Below are 21,577 nucleotides of genomic sequence, written 5' to 3'. Positions count from 1 at the left end.
CCCCATGGATCTGCCCCCCGATTCCCGTACCGCCCTGCGCGACTGGCTGACCGAGCAGCTCGCCGACCTGCTCGGCGAACCGCTTGCTGACGTGCGCGCCCTGGCGGACGACGACGACCTGCTGGGCTGCGGCCTCGACTCGATCCGCCTGATGTACCTGCAGGAACGCCTGCGCGCGCGTGGCTCGACGCTGGACTTCGCCCAGTTGGCGCAGCGCCCCTGCCTGGGGGCCTGGCTCGACCTGCTGGCCTGCGCGGACCGGCTGTCCGCCCCGGCAACGGTCGCGCTGCCGACGGCGCAGGCTCGCGACCAGCCGTTCGAGCTGTCTTCCGTGCAGCAGGCCTACTGGCTGGGACGTGGCGCCGGCGAGGTGCTGGGCAACGTCAGCTGCCATGCCTTCCTGGAATTCCGCACGCGGGATGTCGACCCGCAGCGCCTGGCCGCGGCGGCGGAGTGCGTGCGTCAACGCCACCCGATGCTGCGGGCGCGCTTCTTCGACGGTCGCCAGCAGATCCTTCCGACGCCGCCGCTGCCCTGCTTCGACCTGCAGGACTGGCGCACCTTGCAGGTGGACGAGGCCGAGCGCGACTGGCAGGCGCTGCGCGACTGGCGCGCCCATGAATGCCTGGCGGTGGAGCGCGGCCAGGTGTTCCTGCTCGGGCTGGTGCGCATGCCGGGCGGCGAGGATCGCCTCTGGCTGAGTCTCGACCTGCTTGCCGCCGATGTCGAAAGCCTGCGCCTGCTGCTGGCCGAACTGGGCGTTGCCTACCTGGCGCCGGAGCGCCTGGCGGAGCCGCCGGCGCTGCATTTCGCCGACTACCTGGCGCACCGTGCGGCGCAACGCGCCGAGGCCGCGGCGCGGGCCCGCGACTACTGGCTGGAACGCCTGCCGCGCTTGCCGGACGCGCCGGCCCTGCCGTTGGCCTGCGCGCCGGAAAGCATCCGCCAGCCGCGCACCCGGCGCCTGGCATTCCAGCTTTCCGCCGGCGAGAGCCGGCGCCTGGAGCGTCTTGCCGCGCAGCATGGCGTGACCTTGTCCAGCGTGTTCGGCTGCGCCTTCGCGCTGGTCCTGGCGCGCTGGAGCGAAAGCGCGGAATTTCTCCTCAACGTGCCGTTGTTCGATCGGCATGCCGACGACCCGCGTATCGGCGAGGTGATCGCCGACTTCACCACCCTGTTGCTGCTGGAGTGCCGGATGCAGGCCGGGGTGTCCTTCGCCGAGGCGGTGAAGAGCTTCCAGCGCAACCTCCACGGAGCCATCGACCACGCCGCATTCCCCGCCCTGGAGGTGCTCCGCGAGGCGCGCCGGCAGGGCCAGCCACGCTCGGCGCCGGTGGTGTTCGCCAGCAACCTGGGCGAGGAGGGCTTCGTCCCGGCGGCCTTCCGCGACGCTTTCGGCGATCTCCACGACATGCTCTCGCAGACCCCGCAGGTCTGGCTCGACCACCAGCTCTACCGGGTGGGCGACGGTATCCTGCTGGCCTGGGACAGCGTCGTCGGCCTGTTCCCCGAAGGCCTGCCGGAAACCATGTTCGAAGCCTACGTGGGGCTGCTCCAGCGTCTCTGCGACAGCGCCTGGGAGCAGCCCGCCGATCTGCCGTTGCCCTGGGCGCAGCAGGCGCGCCGGGCCCTGCTCAACGGCCAGCCGGCATGCGCCACGGCGCGCACCCTGCATCGCGACTTCTTCCTTCGCGCCGCCGAGGCGCCGGATGCCGACGCGCTGCTCTATCGCGACCAACGTGTCACCCGCGGCGAACTGGCCGAGCGTGCGCTGCGCATCGCCGGCGGCCTGCGCGAAGCCGGGGTGCGCCCTGGCGACGCGGTCGAGGTCAGCCTGCCGCGCGGACCGCAGCAGGTCGCGGCGGTATTCGGCGTGCTCGCCGCAGGCGCCTGCTACGTGCCGCTGGACATCGACCAGCCGCCCGCACGGCGGCGCCTGATCGAAGAGGCCGCCGGGGTATGCCTGGCGATCACCGAGGAGGACGATCCGCAGGCCTTGCCGCCGCGCCTGGATGTCCAGCGCCTGCTGCGCGGCCCGGCGCTGGCCGCCCCCGTGCCGCTGGCGCCGCAGGCGAGTGCCTATGTGATCTACACCTCGGGCTCCACCGGGGTGCCCAAGGGCGTCGAGGTCAGCCACGCGGCGGCGATCAATACCATCGACGCGCTGCTCGACCTGCTGCGGGTGAACGCATCGGATCGCTTGCTGGCGGTCTCCGCGCTGGACTTCGATCTGTCGGTCTTCGACCTGTTCGGCGGCCTCGGCGCCGGTGCCAGCCTGGTCCTGCCGGCCCAGGAACAGGCGCGCGATGCCGCTGCCTGGGCGGAGGCTATCCAGCGGCATGCGGTGAGCCTGTGGAACTCGGCGCCGGCCTTGCTGGAGATGGCCCTCAGCCTGCCGGCGAGCCAGGCCGACTATCGCAGTCTGCGGGCGGTGCTGCTGTCCGGCGACTGGGTGGCCCTGGACCTGCCCGGCCGCCTGCGCCCACGTTGTGCCGAAGGCTGCCGCCTGCATGTGCTGGGTGGCGCTACCGAAGCGGGCATCTGGTCGAACCTGCAGAGCGTCGATACGGTGCCGCCGCACTGGCGTTCGATTCCCTACGGCCGGCCATTGCCGGGACAGGCCTACCGGGTGGTCGACACCCACGGGCGCGACGTGCCGGACCTGGTGGTCGGCGAGCTGTGGATCGGCGGCGCCAGCCTGGCCCGCGGCTATCGCAACGATCCCGAACTCAGCGCCCGGCGCTTCGTCCACGATGCCCAGGGCCGCTGGTATCGCACCGGCGATCGCGGTCGCTACTGGGGCGACGGTACCCTGGAATTCCTCGGTCGGGTCGACCAGCAGGTGAAAGTGCGCGGCCAGCGCATCGAGTTGGGCGAGGTGGAGGCCGCGCTGTGCGCCCAGGCTGGCGTGGAGAGCGCCTGCGCGGCGGTGCTCGGCGGTGGCGTGGCGAGCCTCGGCGCGGTGCTGGTACCGCGCCTGGCGCCACGGGCCGAAGGCTCCATGGAACTACCGGCCGCACAGCCCTTCGCCGGCCTGGCAGAGGCCGAGGCGGTACTCACCCGGGAAATCCTCGGCGCGCTGCTGGAGGCGCCGCTGGAGCTAGACGACGGTTTGCGCCGGCGCTGGCTGGACTGGCTAGCGGACTCCGCCGCCAGCGCGCTGCCGTCGCTCGACGAGGCGTTGCGCCGGCTCGGCTGGCAGGCCGCGGGGCTGACCGCGATGGGCAACGCTCTGCGCGGCCTGCTCGCCGGCGAACAGGCGCCGGCCGCGCTGCTCCTCGATCCCTGGCTGGCGCCGCAGGCGGTGGCCGCGCGCCTGCCGGACGGCCGCGAGGCCCTGGCGCGCCTGCTCGAAGCGCTGCCGACGCCGGCTGCCGGCGAACGCCTGCGGGTGGCGGTGTTGGATACCCGCGCCGGGCTCTGGCTCGACCAGGGCATGGCCTCGCTGTTGCGCCCGGGGCTGGAACTGACCCTCTTCGAACGCAGCCGCGTCCTCCTCGACGCCGCCGCCACCCGCTTGCCGGAACGGATCGCGGTGCAGGCGCTGGATGACGGCCTGCTACCTGCCGAGCACCTCGGTCGCTACGACCGGGTGATCAGCTTCGCCGCGCTGCACACCTACGCGGCCAGCCGCGAAGGCCTGGCGCTGGCGGCGGCGCTGCTGCGCCCGCAGGGCCGCTTGTTGCTGGTGGACCTGCTATGCGAGTCGCCACTGGCGCTGCTCGGTGCGGCCTTGCTCGACGACCGGCCGCTGCGCCTGGCGGAGCTGCCGAGCCTGTTGGCCGATCTCGCCGCTGCGGGACTGGCGCCGCGTTGCCTGTGGCGCAGCGAACGGATCGCCCTGGTCGAGGCGCTGGCGCCGGGGCTCGGGCTCGACGCCGCCGCGCTCCAGGCCGGTCTGGAGCAACGCCTGCCCCAGGCGATGCGGCCCGAACGCCTGTGGTGCCTGCCAAGCCTGCCGTTGAACGGCAATGGCAAGGTCGATCGTCGCCGCCTGGCCGAGAGCATGACCCGCGCACTCGGCGAGTGTCGTCACGAGCCCTCGGCGGAGGAGCCGCTGGAAGCCCATGAGCAGGCGCTGGCCGAGTGCTGGGAAGCGGTCCTCAAACGCCCGGTGCGTCGTCGCGAGGCGAGCTTCTTCAGCCTCGGCGGCGACAGCCTGCTGGCGACCCGCCTGCTGGCCGGCATACGTGAGCGTTTCGGCGTACGCCTGGGCATGGCCGACTTCTATCGCCAGCCGACCCTGGCCGGTCTTGCCCGCCACTTGCAGGCGCAGACCGTCGAAATCGAGGAAACCCAACTGGAAGAGGGCGTGCTATGAGCCTCGGCGAACTGCTGGAAACCTGCCGCAGCCGGCGCATCGAACTCTGGAGCGAGGCGGGCCGCCTGCGCTATCGCGCCCCCCAGGGCGCCCTCGACGCCGGCCTCGCCGAGCGCCTGCGGGCCGAGCGCGAGGCTCTGCTGGAACACCTGGAGGGCGGCCCTGGCTGGCGCGCCGAACCCGACCTGGCCCACCAGCGCTTCCCGCTGACCCCGGTGCAGGCCGCCTACGTGCTGGGCCGCCAGGCGGCCTTCGACTACGGCGGTAACGCCTGCCAGCTGTACGCCGAGTACGACTGGCCGGCCGACACCGATCCGGCGCGCCTGGAGGCGGCCTGGAACGCCATGGTCGAGCGCCACCCGATGCTGCGCGCGGTGATCGAGGACAACGCCTGGCAGCGCGTGCTGCCCGAGGTGCCCTGGCAGCGGCTGACCGTACATGCCTGCGCGGGGCTCGACGAGGCCGCTTTCCAGGCGCACCTGGAGCGGGTCCGCGAACGCCTCGACCACGCCTGCGCGGCGCTCGACCAGTGGCCGGTCCTGCGCCCCGAGCTGAGTATCGGCCGGGATGCCTGCGTACTGCACTGCTCGGTGGATTTCACCCTGGTCGACTACGCCAGCCTGCAATTGCTGCTTGGCGAATGGCGCCGCCGCTATCTCGATCCGCAATGGACGGCGGAACCGCTGGAGGCGACCTTCCGCGACTATGTCGGCGTCGAGCAGCGCCGACGCCAGTCGCCAGCCTGGCAGCGCGACCGCGACTGGTGGCTGGCGCGTCTCGACGCGCTACCGGGGCGTCCCGACCTGCCGCTGCGGGTGCAGCCGGACACCCGGTCCACGCGCTTCCGGCACTTCCACGCGCGCCTCGACGAGGCCGCCTGGCAGGCGCTCGGCGCGCGCGCCGGCGAACACGGCCTGAGCGCTGCCGGCGTGGCCCTGGCGGCCTTCGCCGAGACCATCGGTCGCTGGAGCCAGGCACCGGCGTTCTGTCTCAACCTGACGGTACTCAACCGGCCGCCGCTGCATCCGCAGCTGGCGCAGGTGCTCGGTGACTTCACCGCGCTCAGCCTGCTGGCAGTGGACAGCCGCCACGGCGACAGTTTCGTCGAGCGTGCCCGACGCATCGGCGAGCAGATGTTCGACGACCTCGACCACCCGACCTTCAGCGGCGTCGACCTGCTGCGCGAACTGGCGCGCCGGCGTGGTCGCGGCGCCGATCTGATGCCGGTGGTGTTCACCAGTGGCATCGGCAGCGTGCAGCGCCTGCTCGGCGATGGCGAGGCGCCGCGCGCGCCACGCTACATGATCAGCCAGACCCCGCAGGTCTGGCTGGACTGCCAGGTCACCGACCAGTTCGGCGGCCTGGAGATCGGCTGGGACGTACGCCTCGGGTTGTTCCCCGAGGGCCAGGCGGAAGCCATGTTCGACGACTTCGTCGGGCTGCTCCGGCGCCTGGCGCAGAGCCCGCGCGCCTGGACCGACGGCGATGCCACGGAACCCGTCGAGGCGCCGCCGCAGGCGTTGCCCGGTAGTGCCCGGAGCATCGCCGCCGGTTTCGCCGAGCGTGCCCTGCTGACCCCCGACGCCACGGCGATCCACGATGCCGCCGGCAGCTACAGCTACCGCCAGGTCGCCCAGCACGCCAGCGCCCTGCGCCGCGTCCTGGAAGCGCACGGCGCGGGCCGTGGCCGGCGGGTCGCGGTGATGCTGCCGAAAAGCGCCGCGCAATTGGTCGCGGTGATCGGCATCCTCCAGGCCGGCGCCGCCTATGTGCCGGTAGACATCCGCCAGCCTCCGCTGCGGCGCCAGGCGATCCTCGCCAGCGCCGAAGTGGTCGCGCTGGTCTGCCTGGAAAGCGATGTCCCGGACGCCGGCTGCGCCTGCGTGGCCATCGACCGGCTGGCCGCCGACAGCGACTGGCCGCCACCGCCCGCGGCGGAGGTGGCGGCGGACGACCTCGCCTACGTGATCTACACCTCCGGCTCCACCGGCACGCCCAAGGGCGTGATGCTCAGCCATGCAGCGGTGAGCAACACGCTGCTCGACATCAACCAGCGCTACGGCGTCGACGCCAACGACCGCGTCCTCGGCCTCGCCGAGCTGAGCTTCGACCTCTCGGTCTACGACTTCTTCGGCGCCACCGCGATGGGGGCCCAGGTGGTCCTGCCGGACCCGGCGCGCGGCAGCGATCCTTCGCATTGGGCGGAACTGCTGGAACGCCACGCCATCACCCTGTGGAACTCGGTGCCGGCCCAGGGCCAGATGCTCATCGATTACCTGGAGAGCGAGCCGCAACGCCACCTGCCGGGACCGCGCTGCGTGCTCTGGTCCGGTGACTGGATTCCGGTCAGCCTGCCGACCCGCTGGTGGCGGCGCTGGCCGGACAGCGCGCTGTTCAGCCTGGGCGGCGCCACCGAGGCGGCGATCTGGTCGATCGAGCAGCCGATCCGCCCGCAGCACACCGAGCTGGCCAGCATCCCTTATGGCCGTGCCCTGCGTGGGCAGAGCGTGGAAGTCCTGGATGCCCGCGGGCGGCGCTGCCCGCCGGGCGTGCGCGGCGAGATCCATATCGGCGGGGTTGGCCTGGCGCTCGGCTACGCCGGCGATCCGCAGCGCACCGCCGAACGCTTCGTCCGTCACCCCGATGGCCGTCGCCTGTATCGCACCGGCGACCTCGGCCGCTACCTGGCCGACGGCAGCATCGAGTTCCTCGGCCGCGAGGACGACCAGGTGAAGATTCGCGGCCACCGCATCGAACTGGCCGAACTGGACGCCGCGCTGTGCGCTCATCCGCAGGTCAACCTGGCGGCCACCGTGGTGCTCGGCGAGACCCACGAGCGCAGCCTGGCCAGCTTCGTCACCCTGCATGCGCCGGTGGAGGCTGGCGAGGATCCGCGTACGGCGCTCGACGCGGTGCGCCAGCGGGCGGCCCAGGCCTTGCGCCGCGACTGGGGCAGCGAGGAGGGCATCGCCGCGGCGGTGGCCGCACTCGACCGTGCCTGCCTCGCCTCGTTGGCCGCCTGGCTGGCCGGCAGCGGTCTGTTCGCCAGTGCGACGCCGCTGGACTTCGCCACCCTGTGCCAGCGCCTGGGTATCGCCGAGGCGCGCCAGCGCCTGCTGCGCCACTGGTTGCGCCAACTGGAGGAGGGCGGCTACCTGCGCGCCGAGGGCGAGGGCTGGCTGGGCTGCGCCGAGCGTCCCGCGCAGAGTCCGGAGGACGCCTGGACGGCGTTCGCCGGCTGCGCGCCGGCGGCGCTCTGGCCGGCCGAGCTGGTCGCCTACCTGCGTGACAGCGCGCAATCCCTCGGCGAGCAACTGGCCGGGCGGATCAGCCCGGCGGCGCTGATGTTCCCGCAGGGCTCGGCGCGCATCGCCGAGGCCATGTACAGCCAGGGCCTGCATGCCCAGGCGCTGCACGAGGCCATGGCCGAGGCCATCGCCGCCATCGTCGAGCGCCAGCCGCAACGGCGCTGGCGCCTGCTGGAGCTTGGCGCCGGCACCGCCGCCGCCAGCCGTGCGGTGATCGCCCGGTTGGCGCCGCTGGTGCAGCGAGGGGCGGAGGTGGACTACCTGTTCACCGACGTTTCCAGCTACTTCCTCGCCGCCGCCCGCGAGCGCTTCGCCGACCAGCCGTGGGTACGCTTCGGCCGCTTCGACATGAACGGCGATCTTCTCGACCAGGGCGTGGCGCCGCACTCGGTGGATATCCTGCTCAGCTCCGGGGCCTTGAACAACGCGCTGGACACCCCGGCGCTGCTGGCCGGCCTGCGCGAGTTGCTGAGCGCCGACGCCTGGCTGGTGATCCAGGAACTGACGCGCGAGCACAACGAGATCAGCGTCAGCCAGAGCCTGATGATGGAGAACCCGCGCGACCTCCGCGACGAGCGTCGCCAACTGTTCGTCCACACCGGGCAATGGCTGGAGTGGCTGGCGGCACAGGGTGGCGACCTGGCTTGTGGGGTGGTGCCGCCGGGCAGCGCTCTCGACCTGCTTGGCTACGATGTCCTGCTGGCTCGCTGCAAGACCGACCGCGCCCGCCTGGAGCCGGCCGAGCTGCTGGCCTTCGTCGAAGCGCGGGTGCCGCGCTACATGCTCCCGGCGCAGTTGCGCGTGCTCGAACGCCTGCCGGTCACCGGCAACGGCAAGATCGACCGCAAGGCCCTGACCGGCTTTGCCCGCCAGCCCCAGGCGGACCTTCGGCATGGCGTCGCGCAGGCACCGGCCGACGAACTGGAGAATGCGCTGCTGGCACTCTGGCGGGAGGTGCTGGACAACCCGTCGCTGGGCGTCGAGCAAGACTTCTTCGGGGCTGGCGGCGACTCGCTGTTGATCGCCCAGTTGATCGCCCGTTTGCGCGAACGACTGGAAAGCGCCCGCCGGCATCCGTTCGATCGCCTGCTACGCTGGGCGCTCAGCCAGCCGACGCCGCGCGGCCTGGCCGAACGCCTGCGCAGCGCGCCGGAAGAGGGCCGTGGGCCAGCCCTGGCCGCGGCGCGCGGCGTCGCCCCGGCGCAGGCCGGCATGTCGCGCGCACCGCTCGCCGAGGGCGCGGTGGCGCTCGACCCGCTGGTGCGCCTGGTGCCCGGCGAGGGCGTGCCGCGGGTGCTGGTCCACGAAGGCCTCGGCACGCTGCTGCCGTACCGCCCGCTGCTTCGCGCCCTGGGTGAGGGGCGGCCGTTGCTGGGGCTGGCCGTGCATGACAGCGACGCCTACCTGGCGATCCCCGCCGAGCATCTCAACGCCTGCCTCGGCCGCCGCTACGCCGAGGCGCTCCATGGCGCCGGGCTGCGCGAGGTCGACCTGCTCGGCTACTGCTCCGGCGGGCTGGTCGCCCTGGAGACCGCCAAGTCCCTGATCCAGCGCGGGGTGCGCGTGCGCCAACTGGATATCGTCTCCAGCTACCGGATTCCCTACCGGGTGGACGACGAGCGCCTGCTGTTGTTCAGCTTCGCCGCGACCCTCGGCCTGGATACCGCGGCGCTCGGCTTCCCCGCGCCGGAACGTCTCGGCCAGGCGGTGCAGGCGGCGCTCGCGCAGACACCGAAGCGCCTGGGCGCCGAGGCGCTGGCGGGGCTACCGGGCCTGGCCGATCTCGTCGCCCTGCGCGGCCGCGTGCTACAGGCGGCCAGCGGTAGCGCCGACGCCGCCAGCGTCGAACGCGACACCCTCTACCGGCTGTTCTGTCACTCGGTGCGTGCCAGCCAGGCCGAGGCGCCGGAGCCCTACGTCGGCGCGCTGCGGCTGTTCGTGCCGGACGCCGGCAACCCATTGGTGCCGCGCTACGCCGAGGCCCTGGAGACCCAATGGCGGGCCGCCGCGCTCGGCGCGTGCGGCATCCACGAGGTGCCCGGCGGGCACTTCGACTGCCTGGGCGAAGCCCTGGCGCAATCCCTGTCGAAACCCATGCCAGAGGAGGCGAGCCGATGAGCGACGTCCGTTCCGTGGTGGTCGCCGGTTCCCGGTTCGGCCAGTTCTATGCCGCCGGCGTCGCCGCCGATCGGCGCTTCGTCCTGCGCGGCATCCTTGGCCAGGGCAGCCGGCGTTCGCGGGCGTTGGCCGAGCGCCTCGGGGTGGAGACCTGGTGCGAGGTCGAGGCGTTGCCGGACGATGTCCGCCTGGCCTGCGTCGCGGTCGGCGGCGCGGCACGCGGCGAGCAGGGCCCGGCGCTGGCCGAGGCGCTGATGGCGCGTGGCATCGACGTGCTGATCGAGCATCCGTTGCTGCCGCGCGAATGGCAGGACCTGCTGCGCAGCGCCGAGCGCCTGGGCCGGCGCTGCCTGCTCAACACCTTCTATCCGCAGTTGCCGGCGGTGGCGCGTTTCATCGAGCTGGGCCGCCAGTTGCATCGCCGGCGCGGCATCCGCCACCTGGACGCGGCCTGCGGGGTGCAGGTCGGTTTCGCCACCCTGGACATCCTCGCCGCGTTGCTGGAGGGCGTTGGCCCCTGGTCGCTGGAGTCGCCCTCGAACGACCTGTCGGCGATGCGCGGGCTGTCCCTGGTGTTGGCGGAAGTGCCGTTGAGCCTGCTCGTGCTCAACGAACTGGCGGCCGCCGACGACGGGCGCATGACCTTGTTGCAGCGCGTCAGCCTGACCACCGATCGCGGCACGCTGAGCCTGCTCAGCCCCCATGGCCCGTTGTTGTGGACGCCTGCGGTGGCGGTACCGGCAGAGGATGACGACGGCCTGTTCGCGCTGTTCGACGAGATAGCCGGCGAACCGCTGCCCAGCGCCCAGCTCTGGTATGCCGAACCGTGCAGCTGGGCCCAGGTGCACCAGCGCCTGTGGCCGGCGGCGGCGGCCGAGGCGCTGGCGCTGCTCGCCGACGGCGACGAGGTGCGTCGGCGCAACCAACGCAGCCTGGAGGTCGCCGCCCTGTGGCAGCGGATCGGCGAGTGCCTTGGCTTCCCTGAGGCGCCGCCGGCGTCGCTGGCGCCGGCGAGCCTGGAACAGGTGCTGGAGCAAGCCTCGTGACCCCGGTGCTGTGGCGCCTGCTGCGCACCTATCGCTGGCGGCTGGCGGCGGCCATGGGGTTGCAGGCCCTGGCCGGGCTCTGCTCGCTGTTGCCCTGGATGCTTCTCGCCTGGCTCGCCGAGCCGCTGGCGCGCGGCCAGGCGCAGCCGGCCCTGCTGGCCCTGGTGCTGCTGGCGGTGCTGGCCTGGCTGGGCTGCCAGGCGCTGGCCGCGCACCTGGCCCACCGGGTCGACGCGGACCTCTGCAACGACCTGCGCCTGCGCCTGCTGGCGCACCTGCAACGGCTGCCGCTGGACTGGTTCGGTCGCCAGGGCCCGGACGGCGTGGCGCGCCTCGTGGAGCAGGACGTGCGGGCCCTGCACCAACTGATCGCGCACGCTCCCAACGATCTCAGCAACCTGTTGGTGGTGCCGCTCGTCGCGTTGCTCTGGCTGGCCTGGCTGCACCCCTGGCTGCTGCTGTTCTGCCTGCTGCCGCTGGTGCTGGCCGCCGCCGGCTTCCTGCTGCTGCGCTCGGCGCGCTATCGCGACCTGGTGCTGCGGCGCAACGCCGCGCTGGAAAGGCTCTCGGCGGACTATGGCGAATTCGCCCACAACCTGCTGCTGGCCCGACAGTACCCCGGCGCCGGCATACAACAGGGCGCCGAGGCGTCGGCGGCGGCCTTCGGCGAAGCGTTCGGCGCCTGGGTGAAGCGGGTCGGCCACCTCGCCGCGCTGGTCTACGTGCAGTTGTCGACGCCCTGGCTGCTGGCCTGGGTCCTGCTCGGCGCGCTGGCCCTGGATGCCCTCGGCGTGCCGCTGGCGCTCGGCCAGGCCTGTGCCTTCCTGCTCCTGCTGCGGGCCCTGGCCGCCCCGGTGCAGGCGCTCGGCCACGGCGGCGACGCGCTGCTGGGCGCGCGCGCCGCCGCCGAGCGCCTGCAGCAGGTGTTCGACCAGGCGCCGCTGGTCGAGGGCCGCTCGACCCGCGAGCCGGTCGATGGCGCGGTGGCGCTGCACGGCCTGGGCCATGCCTATGAAGGCGTGGAGGTCCTGGCCGATATCGATCTGGAGCTGGAGGATGGCAGCCTGGTGGCCCTGGTCGGTCCCTCGGGCTCCGGCAAGAGCACCCTGCTGCACCTGCTGGCGCGCTACATGGACGCGCAGCGCGGCGAACTGGAGATTGGCGGCCTGGCACTGAAGGACATGCCCGATGCCGTGCGCCACCGGCATATCGCGCTGGTCGGCCAGCAGGCGGCGGCGCTGGAGATATCCCTGGCCGACAACATCGCCCTGTTCCGCCCCGATGCCGATCTCCAGGAGATTCGCCAGGCGGCCCGTGACGCCTGCCTCGACGAGCGCATCATGGCCCTGCCGCGTGGCTACGACAGCGTGCCGGGACGCGACCTGCAACTGTCCGGCGGCGAACTGCAACGACTGGCCCTGGCCCGTGCGCTGCTATCGCCGGCGCGCCTGTTGCTGCTCGACGAGCCAACCTCGGCGCTGGATCCGCAGACCGCCCGGCAGGTCCTGCGCAACCTGCGCGAGCGTGGCGGCGGCCGGACCCGGGTGATCGTCGCCCATCGTCTGGCCGAAGTCAGCGATGCCGACCTGATCCTGGTGCTGGTCGCTGGCCGTCTGGTCGAACGCGGCGAGCACGCGGCGCTGTTGGCGGCGGACGGCGCTTATGCGCGCTTGTGGCGTGAACAGAACGGCGCGGAGGTGGCGGCATGACCCTGTTCGAACGAATGCGTGCGCTGCCCGAAGACTGCCGTGCCGCGTTGCGCCGGGCGAGCGCCTGGGCGGTCCTGGCGGCGCTGCTGGACGCCGCTTGCGGCGTATTGCTGGTGCCGTTGGTCGAGGCCTGGTTCGCCGAAGGCGCGTTGCCCTGGCGCTGGGTCGCCGCGTTGCTCGGCTTGAGCCTGGCGCAGGCGCTGTTGCAGTACCTGGCCCTGCGTCGCGGTTTCGCCGCCGGCGGCTCGCTGGCGGCTGGACTGGTGCGCAGCCTGGTGGCGCGCTTGCCGCGCCTGGCGCCGCCGGCGCTGCGCCGGGTCGCGCCGGCCGAAGGCCTGCTGCGCGGCCCGGTGATGCAGGCGATGGGCATTCCGGCGCACCTGCTGGGGCCGCTGATCGCCGCGTTGGTGACGCCGCTCGGGGTGATCCTCGGGCTGTTCCTGATCGACCCGTCCATCGCCCTCGGCCTGCTCCTTGCTGGTGCCTTCCTCGCCGCGCTGTTGCGCTGGAGCGGGCGGCGCAATCTGGCGGCGGAGGATGCCCGGCTGGCCGCCGAGCGCGACGCCGCACGGCAGTTGCAGGCGTTCGCCGAACGCCAGCCACTGCTGCGCGCGGCGCAGCGCGAAAGCGTCGCCCGCCAGGGGCTGGAAGAGGCCTTGCGCAGTCTCCACCGCAGCACCCTGGAACTGTTGCGGCGCAGCCTGCCCAGCGGCCTCGGCTTCGCCCTGGCGGTGCAGGCGGCGTTCGCCTTCGCCCTGCTCGGCGGCGCCTGGGCGGTGGAGCGGCAATGGCTGGACGGCGCGCGACTGGTGGCCGTGCTGGTGCTGCTGGTGCGCTTCATCGAGCCGCTGGCCCAGCTCACCCATCTCGACCAGGCGTTGCGCGGCGCTTGGCAGGCGCTGGACACCCTGCTGCGGGTTTTCGCCCTGGCTCCGCTGCGCAGCCCCGAGCCGGGCGAGCGGCCGCACGACGCCAGCCTGGCGGCCGAGGCCGTGGAATTGCGCCTGGAAGATGGCCGCGCCTTGCTCGAGGACATTTCCCTGAGGCTGGAGCCGGGTTCGCTGAACGTCCTCGTCGGACCCTCCGGGGCCGGCAAGAGCAGCCTGCTGGCGCTGCTCGGGCGGCTCTACGACGTCGATGCCGGGCGTGTCCTGCTGGGTGGCGTGGATATCCGCCGGTTGAGCGAAACGACCCTCGCCGCCAATCGTAACCTGGTGTTCCAGGACAACGGCCTGTTCCGCGGCAGCGTTGCCTGGAACCTGCGCATGGCGCGAGCGGACGCCGATCTCGAAGCGCTGCGCGAGGCGGCGCGGGCGGTTGGCCTGCTGGAAGAGATCGAGGCCTGGCCGCAGGGCTGGGACAGCGACGTCGGTCCCGGCGGCGCGCTGCTGTCCGGCGGCCAGCGGCAACGCCTGTGCCTGGCTCGCGGGCTGCTCTCGACGGCGCCGTTGCTGCTGCTCGACGAGCCCACCGCCAGCCTCGACGCCGCCAGCGAGGCGCAGGTGCTGCGCAGCCTGCTCGGGTTGCGCGGCCGGCGCACCCTGCTGGTAGTGACCCACCGCCCGGCGCTGGCGCGTCAGGCCGACCAGGTACTGCTGCTGGAGGAGGGGCGCCTGCGCCTCAGCGGACGTCACGCCGATCTGCTCGTCCGGGACGACTGGTATGCCGGTTTCGTCGGGCTGGCGGGCGAGGAAAGTTCCGCGACGGTCGTGGATCGATAGAGAAAGACCGGCAATCGAAAAAGCCCCGGAGACGATTTCTTCATAATGATAAGCATTATCAAATCGTATATCCCCCGAGGCTGTTCGAACGATGAAAACGGAGACGAAGGTGATCAAGGGACGCCAGGGCATCGCCCGCAATCGGCACACCCCGTTGTGCCTGGGGCTGCTGCTGGCGCTGAGTCCGCTGGCCGCGGCCGTGGCCGACGCGCGCAAGGACGGCGAGACGGAACTGCCGGACATGGTGATCAGCGGAGAAAGCACGTCTGCCACCCAGCCGCCGGGGGTGACTACCCTGGGCAAGGTGCCGCTCAAGCCGCGCGAGCTGCCGCAGTCCGCCAGTGTCATCGACCATGAGCGCCTCGAACAGCAGAACCTGTTCAGCCTCGACGAAGCCATGCAGCAGGCCACCGGGGTCACCGTGCAGCCGTTCCAGCTGCTGACCACCGCCTACTACGTGCGCGGCTTCAAGGTCGACTCCTTCGAGCTGGACGGGGTGCCGGCACTGCTCGGCAATACCGCCAGTTCGCCGCAGGACATGGCGATCTACGAGCGGGTCGAGATCCTCCGCGGCTCCAACGGACTGCTGCATGGCACCGGCAACCCGGCGGCCACCGTCAACCTGGTGCGCAAGCGGCCGCAGCGCGAGTTCGCCGCCAGCACCACCCTCAGCGCCGGGCGCTGGGACCGCTACCGCGCCGAGGTCGACGTCGGCGGCCCGCTGAGCGCCAGCGGCAACGTGCGCGGCCGAGCGGTGGCCGCCTACGAGGACCGCGACTACTTCTACGACGTGGCCGACCAGGGTACCCGCCTGCTCTACGGGGTGACCGAGTTCGACTTGAGCCCCGACACCCTGCTCACCGTCGGTGCGCAATACCAGCACATCGACTCGATCACCAACATGGCCGGGGTACCGATGGCCAAGGATGGGTCCAATCTCGGACTGTCCCGCGACACCTACCTCGATGTCGACTGGGACCGCTTCAAGTGGGACACCTACCGCGCCTTCGGCTCCCTCGAACAGCAACTGGGCGGCGGCTGGAAAGGCAAGGTCAGCGCCGAATACCAGGAAGCCGATTCGCGCCTGCGTTACGCCGGCTCCTTCGGCGCCATCGACCCGCAGACCGGCGACGGTGGCCAGCTGATGGGCGCCGCCTACAAGTTCAAGAGCATCCAGCGCAGCCTCGACGCCAACCTCAATGGGCCGGTGCGACTGTTCGGCCTGACCCACGAACTGCTCGGTGGGGTCACCTACGCCCAGGGCGAGACCCGCCAGGACACCGCACGCTTCCTCAACCTGCCGAACACCCCGGTCAATGTCTACCGCTGGGACCCGCACGGTGTGCCGCGCCCGCAGATCGGCCAGTACACTTCGCCGGGCACCACCACCACCACCCAGAAAGGCCTCTATGCCCTGGGCCGGATCAAGCTCGCCGAGCCGCTGACCCTGGTGGTCGGCGGCCGCGAAAGCTGGTGGGACCAGGACACCCCGGCCACCCGCTTCAAGCCCGGTCGCCAGTTCACGCCCTACGGCGGGCTGATCTGGGACTTCGCCAGGGACTGGTCGTGGTATGTCAGCTACGCCGAGGTCTACCAGCCGCAGGCGGATCGCCAGACCTGGAACAGCGAGCCGCTGAGCCCGGTGGAAGGCAAGACCTACGAAACCGGGATCAAGGGCGAACTGGCCGACGGCCGCCTGAACCTGTCGCTGGCGGCGTTCCGCATCGACCTGGAGAACAATCCGCAGGAAGACCCGGACCATCCGGGGCCGCCCAACAATCCGTTCTACATCAGCGGCGGCAAGGTGCGCAGCCAGGGCTTCGAGCTGGAAGGCACCGGCTACCTGACGCCCTACTGGAGTCTCTCGGCCGGCTACACCTACACCAGCACCGAGTACCTCAAGGACAGCCAGAACGACTCGGGGACGCGCTACTCCACCTTCACCCCGAGGCACCTGCTGCGCCTGTGGAGCAACTACGACCTGCCCTGGCAGGACCGGCGCTGGAGCGTCGGCGGCGGACTCCAGGCGCAGAGCGACTACAGCGTCGACTACCGCGGCGTGAGCATGCGCCAGGGCGGCTACGCACTGGTCAACATGCGCCTGGGCTACAAGATCGACGAGCACTGGACGGCGGCGGTCAACGTCAACAACCTGTTCGACCGGACCTACTACCAGAGCCTGTCCAACCCCAACTGGAACAACCGCTACGGCGAACCGCGCAGCTTCAACGTCAGCCTGCGGGGCGCGTTCTGATGCCGCGCCAGTCGGGCTTCGGCTGGGCCTGGCGGGTTCCGCTGGCGCTCGCCGGCAGCCTGGCGGCGGCGACCGCCAGCGGCTATCTGTTGACTCGCGGGCTGCCCCTGGACGACCCGCTCGAGCGTCTCTACGCCGGGCTCTTCGGCGCGCTCGGGGTGGGCTTGTTGCTGCTTGTCGGCGGGTTGCTGGCGCGTGGTCCGGGCAACTTCGCCTGGCGCCTGGGCGGTAGCCTGCTGGCACTGGGCCTGGCGTTGTGGCTGCTGGCGGGGCGCGGTTGAAGTGGCGGCGCGTCCTCTCCTGCTCTCGCTGCACGGTGGCGCCGGCGCGCTGTTCGGCGTGTTGCTGTTCGTGGTGCTGTTCAGTGGCGCCTGGAGTCTTGGCCACGACGACCTGCGCGAGTGGCTGCGGGCCCCGGCGCAGGCGCGAGGAGAAGCCCTTGCGCTGGAGCGCCTGCTCGAACGGGCGGGCGAGGAAGGCGTCGACATCCGCGATGCGACCCTGCTGCTGCCCGCTCCCGGCCATGCCGCCTTCAGCGTCTGCGATGCGCGCCTGGACTGCCGGCTGGACCTCGACCCGGCCAGCGGCCGGGTGCTGCCACCGATGCCGGCGCTGGACCTCCTGCTGAACCTGCACAAGAGCCTGTTCGTCGGCTTCCCCGGGCGGGTGCTGGTCAGCCTGTTCGGCGTATCGCTGTTGCTGCTGTGCCTGGCCGGCGTGCTGCTGCACAGCCGCCGCTGGCGCGACCTGCGGCGTTGGCGGCGGGATCGCGGGCTGCGCCTGGCGCTGTTCGACCTGCATGGCCTGATCGGCATCTGGGGACTGCCCTGGCTGCTGTTGTTCGGTTTCACCGGCGCGCTCAGCGGGCTGGGCGCTCTCGGGACCCTGCTGCTGGCGCCGGTGGCCTACCCGCAGGAACCGAACCGGGTGTTCGTCGAGTTGATGGGACCGCCGCCGCCCGCCGCCGAGGGGCGGCCATTGGCGTCCCGCATCGATCTCGACCGCCTGCTTGCCGGCGATGCCGTGCGGGCGCCCGGCTTCGTCGCCCAGCGCTTGAGCCTCAGCCATGCCGGGGATGTCGCCGGCAGCGTGGAGATCGCCGGTATCCAGCGTGGCCTGCCGAGTACCGCGAACTTCGAGCGGCACCGCTATCGGCTGGCCGACGGCGCCCTGCTCGGCGAGCGCAGCTCGGCGCAGCGCGGGTTCTGGCTGCGCGCCTTCATCGCCGTGCAGCCGTTGCATTTCGCCCAGTACCAGTGGCTCGGGCCGGGCTGGTCCGCCGCGTTGCGCGGCCTGCACCTGGCGATGGGCCTCGGCGCCTGCCTGCTCTGCGCCAGCGGCCTGTACCTGTGGCTGCAACGACGCGCCTCGGCGCCGGACGCCCGCGTACGGCTCTTGCAGCGCCTGAGCCAGGGTTTCTGTGCCGGCCTGGTGGCGGCGGCCGCGTTGCTCCTGCTGGGGCTGCAACTCGCGCCCTCGGAGCTACTCGCCGGACCCTGGCCGGGGCGGCTGTTCCTTGTCCTGTGGGCCGCCGCTGGCCTGGCGGCGTTGCTGCTGCCGGGCGACTGGCCGCTGGCGCGCGGGTTGCTCGGCGTCGCCGGGCTGGCCTGCCTGGCGGCCGCCGTCGCGCACCTGGCGCCCTGGCTCATGCGCGGCCGGCTGCCGGCCCTGGGCCCCGACCTCACCCTGATCCTCTGCGGCGCGCTGCTCATCCGGCACGCCTGGATGCAGGCGCGCGCCGCCGCGCCACCCGCCCACCCCCGTGTCACCGGAGACCACCATGCTTGAGCTGTATCGCCACCGCCGCCTGGTCATCACCCTGGCGTTGCTCTACCTGTCCCAGGGCATTCCCATCGGCCTGGCCATGGACGCCCTGCCCACCCTCCTGCGCCAGGATGGCGCGCCATTGCAGGCGCTGGCCTTCCTGCCCCTGGTGGGGCTGCCCTGGGTGGTCAAGTTCCTCTGGGCACCCTGGGTCGACAATCACTGGTCGCGCCGTCTCGGCCGGCGGCGTAGCTGGATCCTGCCGATGCAATGCATGGTCCTCGCCTGCCTGCTCGGCCTGGCGACGCTCGGCCTCGGCGTGGCCAGTGCCGGTTGGGCGGTCGGCCTGCTGGCGCTGGCTTCGCTGGCCAGCGCGACCCAGGACATCGCCACCGACGGCATGGCGGCGGAGCACTTCAGCGGCGAGCTGCTGGCCAAGGTCAACGCGGTACAGATCGCCGGGGTGATGATCGGCTTCTTCGGCGGCGGCGCCGGCAGCCTGATCCTCGCCGGGCATTTCGGCCAGCGCACGGCGTTCCTGGTCATGGCCTGCGTGCCGCTGGCAAGCCTGTGCTGCGTGCTCGCCCTGGGGCGCGGCGACCCCCACGAACTCCCCCCGGCACCGGCCGCCAAGGCCAGCCTGCTGCGCTTCCTGCGTCGGCCGCTGGCGCCTTCGCTGCTGGCGCTGGCGCTGCTGTCGGCGATGACCGCGGTATCCGGCTTCGGCCTGTCCAAGCTGTACCTCAGCGATGCCGGCTGGGCCTTGCAGGACATCGGCCGGCTGGGCATGAGCGGTGGCCTGGTCACGGTATTCCTCGGCTGCGGCGGCGGCGCCTGGCTGGTCAGGCGGATCGGCCTGTGGCGCGGTTTCGCCCTTGGCGTGGTGCTCGCCGGTTGTTCGGCGCTGCTCTGGTATCTGCAGGCCGGTCGCTGGTTGGCACTGAGCGAAGGATTGGCGTGGACCTGCGTGCTGATCGGCTCGCTGGCTACCGGCATCACCTCGGTGGCGATCCTCACCGCGGCGATGCGCTTCGCCGGCCAGGGCGGCCAGGCCGGCACCGATGTCACCGCGGTGCAGAGCACCCGAGACCTCGGCGAGATGCTGGCGTCTTCGTTCCTGGTCAGCCTCACCGCGCAGATCGGCTATGCCGGCGGCTTCCTCACCGGCAGCGCCCTGGCGGTGCTGGCCCTGTTGCTCGCCCTGCGCCTGCAGGCCGGCGAGGGGCGCGGGGAGTGGAAGGGGCGGGCGGAAGAGGCCTGAGGCGCTGCCGATAGGCGCGCAGCGCCCGGCACCCGCACGGATGCCTCCTCTCCCGCGGACGGGAGAGGCGGGAGAGGGCAGGCGCGGTGGCCTGCCCGGTGTTGCTAGCGTGGCCGTTCCACCTGGTTGCGGTAGCTGCCGGTGATCGCTTCCAGCGCCGCGCTCTTCTCGGTCTTCGGTCGCGAAGCGGCGGCCCATTCCTCTTTTTCCCGTTCTCGGTTGGCCAGGATGATCTTGTTGGCGGTCGGCCGCCGCGCTTCTTCGTATTCGCGCAGGGCTGCGGCCACGTCGGCGTTGCGCGCCAGCGCGGCGGCCAGCTCGATACCGTCGAGGATTGCTTGCGAAGCGCCGTTGGCGCCCATCGGATACATCAGGTGGGCGGCGTCGCCGAGCAGGGTGATGCGTCCCCGGCCCCAGTGCGGCAGCGGATCGCGGTCTACCATCGGGTACTGCAGGATCAACTGGTTGCGGGTCAGCAGGTCGCGGATGTCGAACCAGCCCAGGTCCCAGTCGGCGAAGAACGGCAGCACGTCCTCCAGGCGCCCGTCGCGGTTCCAGTCGGCCTCGTTGTCGAGCTGGCCGACGGCGGCGCTCGGCACCATGCACACCCAGTTCACCAGCGACTTGCCTTCGGCCGCGTGACGCGCCGAGATCGGATAGGCGACCAGGCGCGACCAGTGCTCGTCGTTGGCGACGATCATGGTCTTGCCGTCGAGGAAGCGGTCGAACTCGGTGACGCCGCGCCACATGGTGATCCCACCGTGGGACAGCGGCCCCTGGTCGGGATGCAGGTGCGCGCGGACCGCCGAATGGATGCCGTCGGCGCCGACCAGCACATCGGCACCGAGCGCCTGGGGCTTGCCGTGTCCGTCGCGGGCGCCGATCAGCACGCGGCCGTCGCGCTCCTCGATACGCTCCACGCCGAGACCGGTGCGTACCGCCTGTTGGCCGAGGCGCTCGCGCACCGCGGCGAGCAGGATCATCTGCAGTTCGCCGCGATGGATCGAGTACTGCGGATAGGCGTTGCCGGCTTCCACCCCGCGCGGCTCGGACCATACCGTGGCGCCGCTCTGGTCGATGTAGCGCAGCTCGTGGGTGGGGATGGCGGTGGCCGCCAGCGCCGGGCCGAGACCCAGTTCGGCGAGGGCCTCGACCGCCGCCGGCTGGATATTGATGCCGACGCCAAGGGGGCGTATCTCGCTGCTGCTTTCCAGCAGCGTGACCTTGCCGATGCCGGCCTGGTGCAGGGCCAGGGCGCAACTGAGGCCGCCGATGCCGGCGCCGGCGATGAGGATATCGATGGGTTCGCTCATGGGTGCTTCCTTTTCTCGAGTGTTCGAATCGATGGGGGTTCGGCTGGGATGGATGACCGTTTACCGCGATGAAACGTCGGCGCAGCGGCGGATAACGCCGGTGGCGTCATTCGCCCTACGAACCGGCTCCGAGGCCGCGGTACGCATGACCGCGTGCGGTTAGATGGGCTCCAAGGCCGCGTAGGGCGAATAACCGCTTGCGGTTATCCGCCATGAAACGCCGGCGCAGCGGTGTCGTCACGGTTGCAGGTAGCGGTGCTTCCAGCCTCCTTCGTCGCGGTCGTAGCGCAGGCGCTCGTGCAGCCGCTCGGTGCCGTTGCCCCAGAACTCCACCGACTCCAGGCACAGTTCGAACAGGCAGTAGCCCGGCGGGCGCGGCAGCGGGCCGTCGGTTTCCGCCAGGCGCCGGGCTTCGGCGCGCAGGGCGTGGATGTCGGCGAGGGTTTCGCTCTGCCGCGAGGCGATCGACATCGGGTGGGTCTGGTACGGGCGGCTCAGCCACTGGGCGTCGGCGCGCTCGTCGGGCAGGCGTTCGGCGCGGCCGTTGAGGATGATCTGCTGGCTGCTCTCGCGCCAGTACAGCACCCCCGAGGCCCAGGGGTTCTGCGCCAGTTCGCGGCCCTTCTGGCTATCGGCGTGGGTGGCGAACACCACCCCGCGCTCGCCCAGCTCGGCGATCACCACGATCCGCGTCGACGGCCGGCCCTGCCCGTCGACCGTGGCCAGGGCCAGTGCCCGCGGCTCGCGCACGCCGTAGCGGCG

The 21,577-nt window shown here is 71.8% G+C and carries 11 protein-coding genes; 9 read left to right on the top strand and 2 right to left on the bottom strand.

What is annotated here, in order from left to right; all coding sequences use genetic code 11:
* Window positions 1-4: 4 nt before the first annotated feature.
* The 9 genes from pchE to HMPREF1224_RS23760 all read left to right on the top strand — a co-directional run bounded on the left by pchE (window position 5) and on the right by HMPREF1224_RS23760 (window position 19,502).
* Complete coding sequence (gene pchE / locus HMPREF1224_RS23800; protein ID WP_010793474.1) at window positions 5-4,321, top strand: pyochelin non-ribosomal peptide synthetase PchE; 4,317 nt, start codon at window positions 5-7, stop codon at window positions 4,319-4,321.
* Window positions 4,318-9,747 carry a pyochelin non-ribosomal peptide synthetase PchF gene (gene pchF, locus HMPREF1224_RS23795; protein WP_010793473.1) on the top strand — a complete coding sequence of 1,810 codons (5,430 nt, stop codon included), beginning with the start codon at window positions 4,318-4,320 and terminating at the stop codon, window positions 9,745-9,747. The genes pchE and pchF overlap by 4 nt, the downstream gene beginning before the upstream one ends.
* Window positions 9,744-10,793, top strand: coding sequence for a pyochelin biosynthesis thiazoline reductase PchG (gene pchG, locus HMPREF1224_RS23790; RefSeq protein ID WP_010793472.1), 1,050 nt, complete (start codon window positions 9,744-9,746; stop codon window positions 10,791-10,793). Before pchF ends, pchG begins: the two co-directional genes overlap by 4 nt.
* Window positions 10,790-12,502 (top strand): ABC transporter ATP-binding protein PchH, encoded by a 1,713-nt coding sequence (gene pchH / locus HMPREF1224_RS23785; protein WP_010793471.1) that lies wholly within the window; start codon window positions 10,790-10,792, stop codon window positions 12,500-12,502. The genes pchG and pchH overlap by 4 nt, the downstream gene beginning before the upstream one ends.
* Window positions 12,499-14,223 carry an ABC transporter ATP-binding protein PchI gene (gene pchI, locus HMPREF1224_RS23780; protein ID WP_010793470.1) on the top strand — a complete coding sequence of 575 codons (1,725 nt, stop codon included), beginning with the start codon at window positions 12,499-12,501 and terminating at the stop codon, window positions 14,221-14,223. Before pchH ends, pchI begins: the two co-directional genes overlap by 4 nt.
* A gap of 91 nt (window positions 14,224-14,314) precedes the next feature.
* Window positions 14,315-16,477, top strand: a complete 2,163-nt coding sequence (gene fptA, locus HMPREF1224_RS23775) for a Fe(3+)-pyochelin receptor FptA (protein ID WP_003111969.1) — start codon at window positions 14,315-14,317, stop codon at window positions 16,475-16,477.
* On the top strand, window positions 16,477-16,758 hold the full coding sequence (locus HMPREF1224_RS23770) for a hypothetical protein (protein WP_010793469.1): 282 nt from the start codon (window positions 16,477-16,479) through the stop codon (window positions 16,756-16,758). Before fptA ends, HMPREF1224_RS23770 begins: the two co-directional genes overlap by 1 nt.
* A 1-nt stretch (window position 16,759) precedes the next feature.
* Window positions 16,760-18,265: a PepSY-associated TM helix domain-containing protein gene (locus tag HMPREF1224_RS23765; RefSeq protein ID WP_010793468.1), complete on the top strand. Its 1,506-nt coding sequence runs from the start codon at window positions 16,760-16,762 to the stop codon at window positions 18,263-18,265.
* Complete coding sequence (locus HMPREF1224_RS23760; RefSeq protein ID WP_003115085.1) at window positions 18,258-19,502, top strand: MFS transporter; 1,245 nt, start codon at window positions 18,258-18,260, stop codon at window positions 19,500-19,502. The genes HMPREF1224_RS23765 and HMPREF1224_RS23760 overlap by 8 nt, the downstream gene beginning before the upstream one ends.
* Before the next feature lie 104 nt (window positions 19,503-19,606).
* Here HMPREF1224_RS23760 and phzM read toward each other — a convergent pair whose 3' ends face one another.
* Together phzM and phzG are read right to left on the bottom strand one after the other, a co-directional pair.
* A complete protein-coding gene (gene phzM / locus HMPREF1224_RS23755) occupies window positions 19,607-20,815 on the bottom strand; it encodes a pyocyanin biosynthetic protein PhzM (RefSeq protein WP_003142876.1) in 1,209 nt (402 codons plus the stop codon).
* A gap of 237 nt (window positions 20,816-21,052) precedes the next feature.
* Window positions 21,053-21,577 (bottom strand): phenazine biosynthesis FMN-dependent oxidase PhzG (gene phzG, locus HMPREF1224_RS23750; protein ID WP_010793467.1); only part of this gene is annotated, 525 nt, incomplete at its 5' end.

Origin of the sequence: Pseudomonas sp. P179, assembly GCF_000478485.2 — a bacterium.
Lineage (GTDB): Bacteria > Pseudomonadota > Gammaproteobacteria > Pseudomonadales > Pseudomonadaceae > Pseudomonas > Pseudomonas aeruginosa.
Note: the sequence above shows the minus strand (reverse complement) of the source record. Positions and strands in the feature narration are given on the sequence as shown.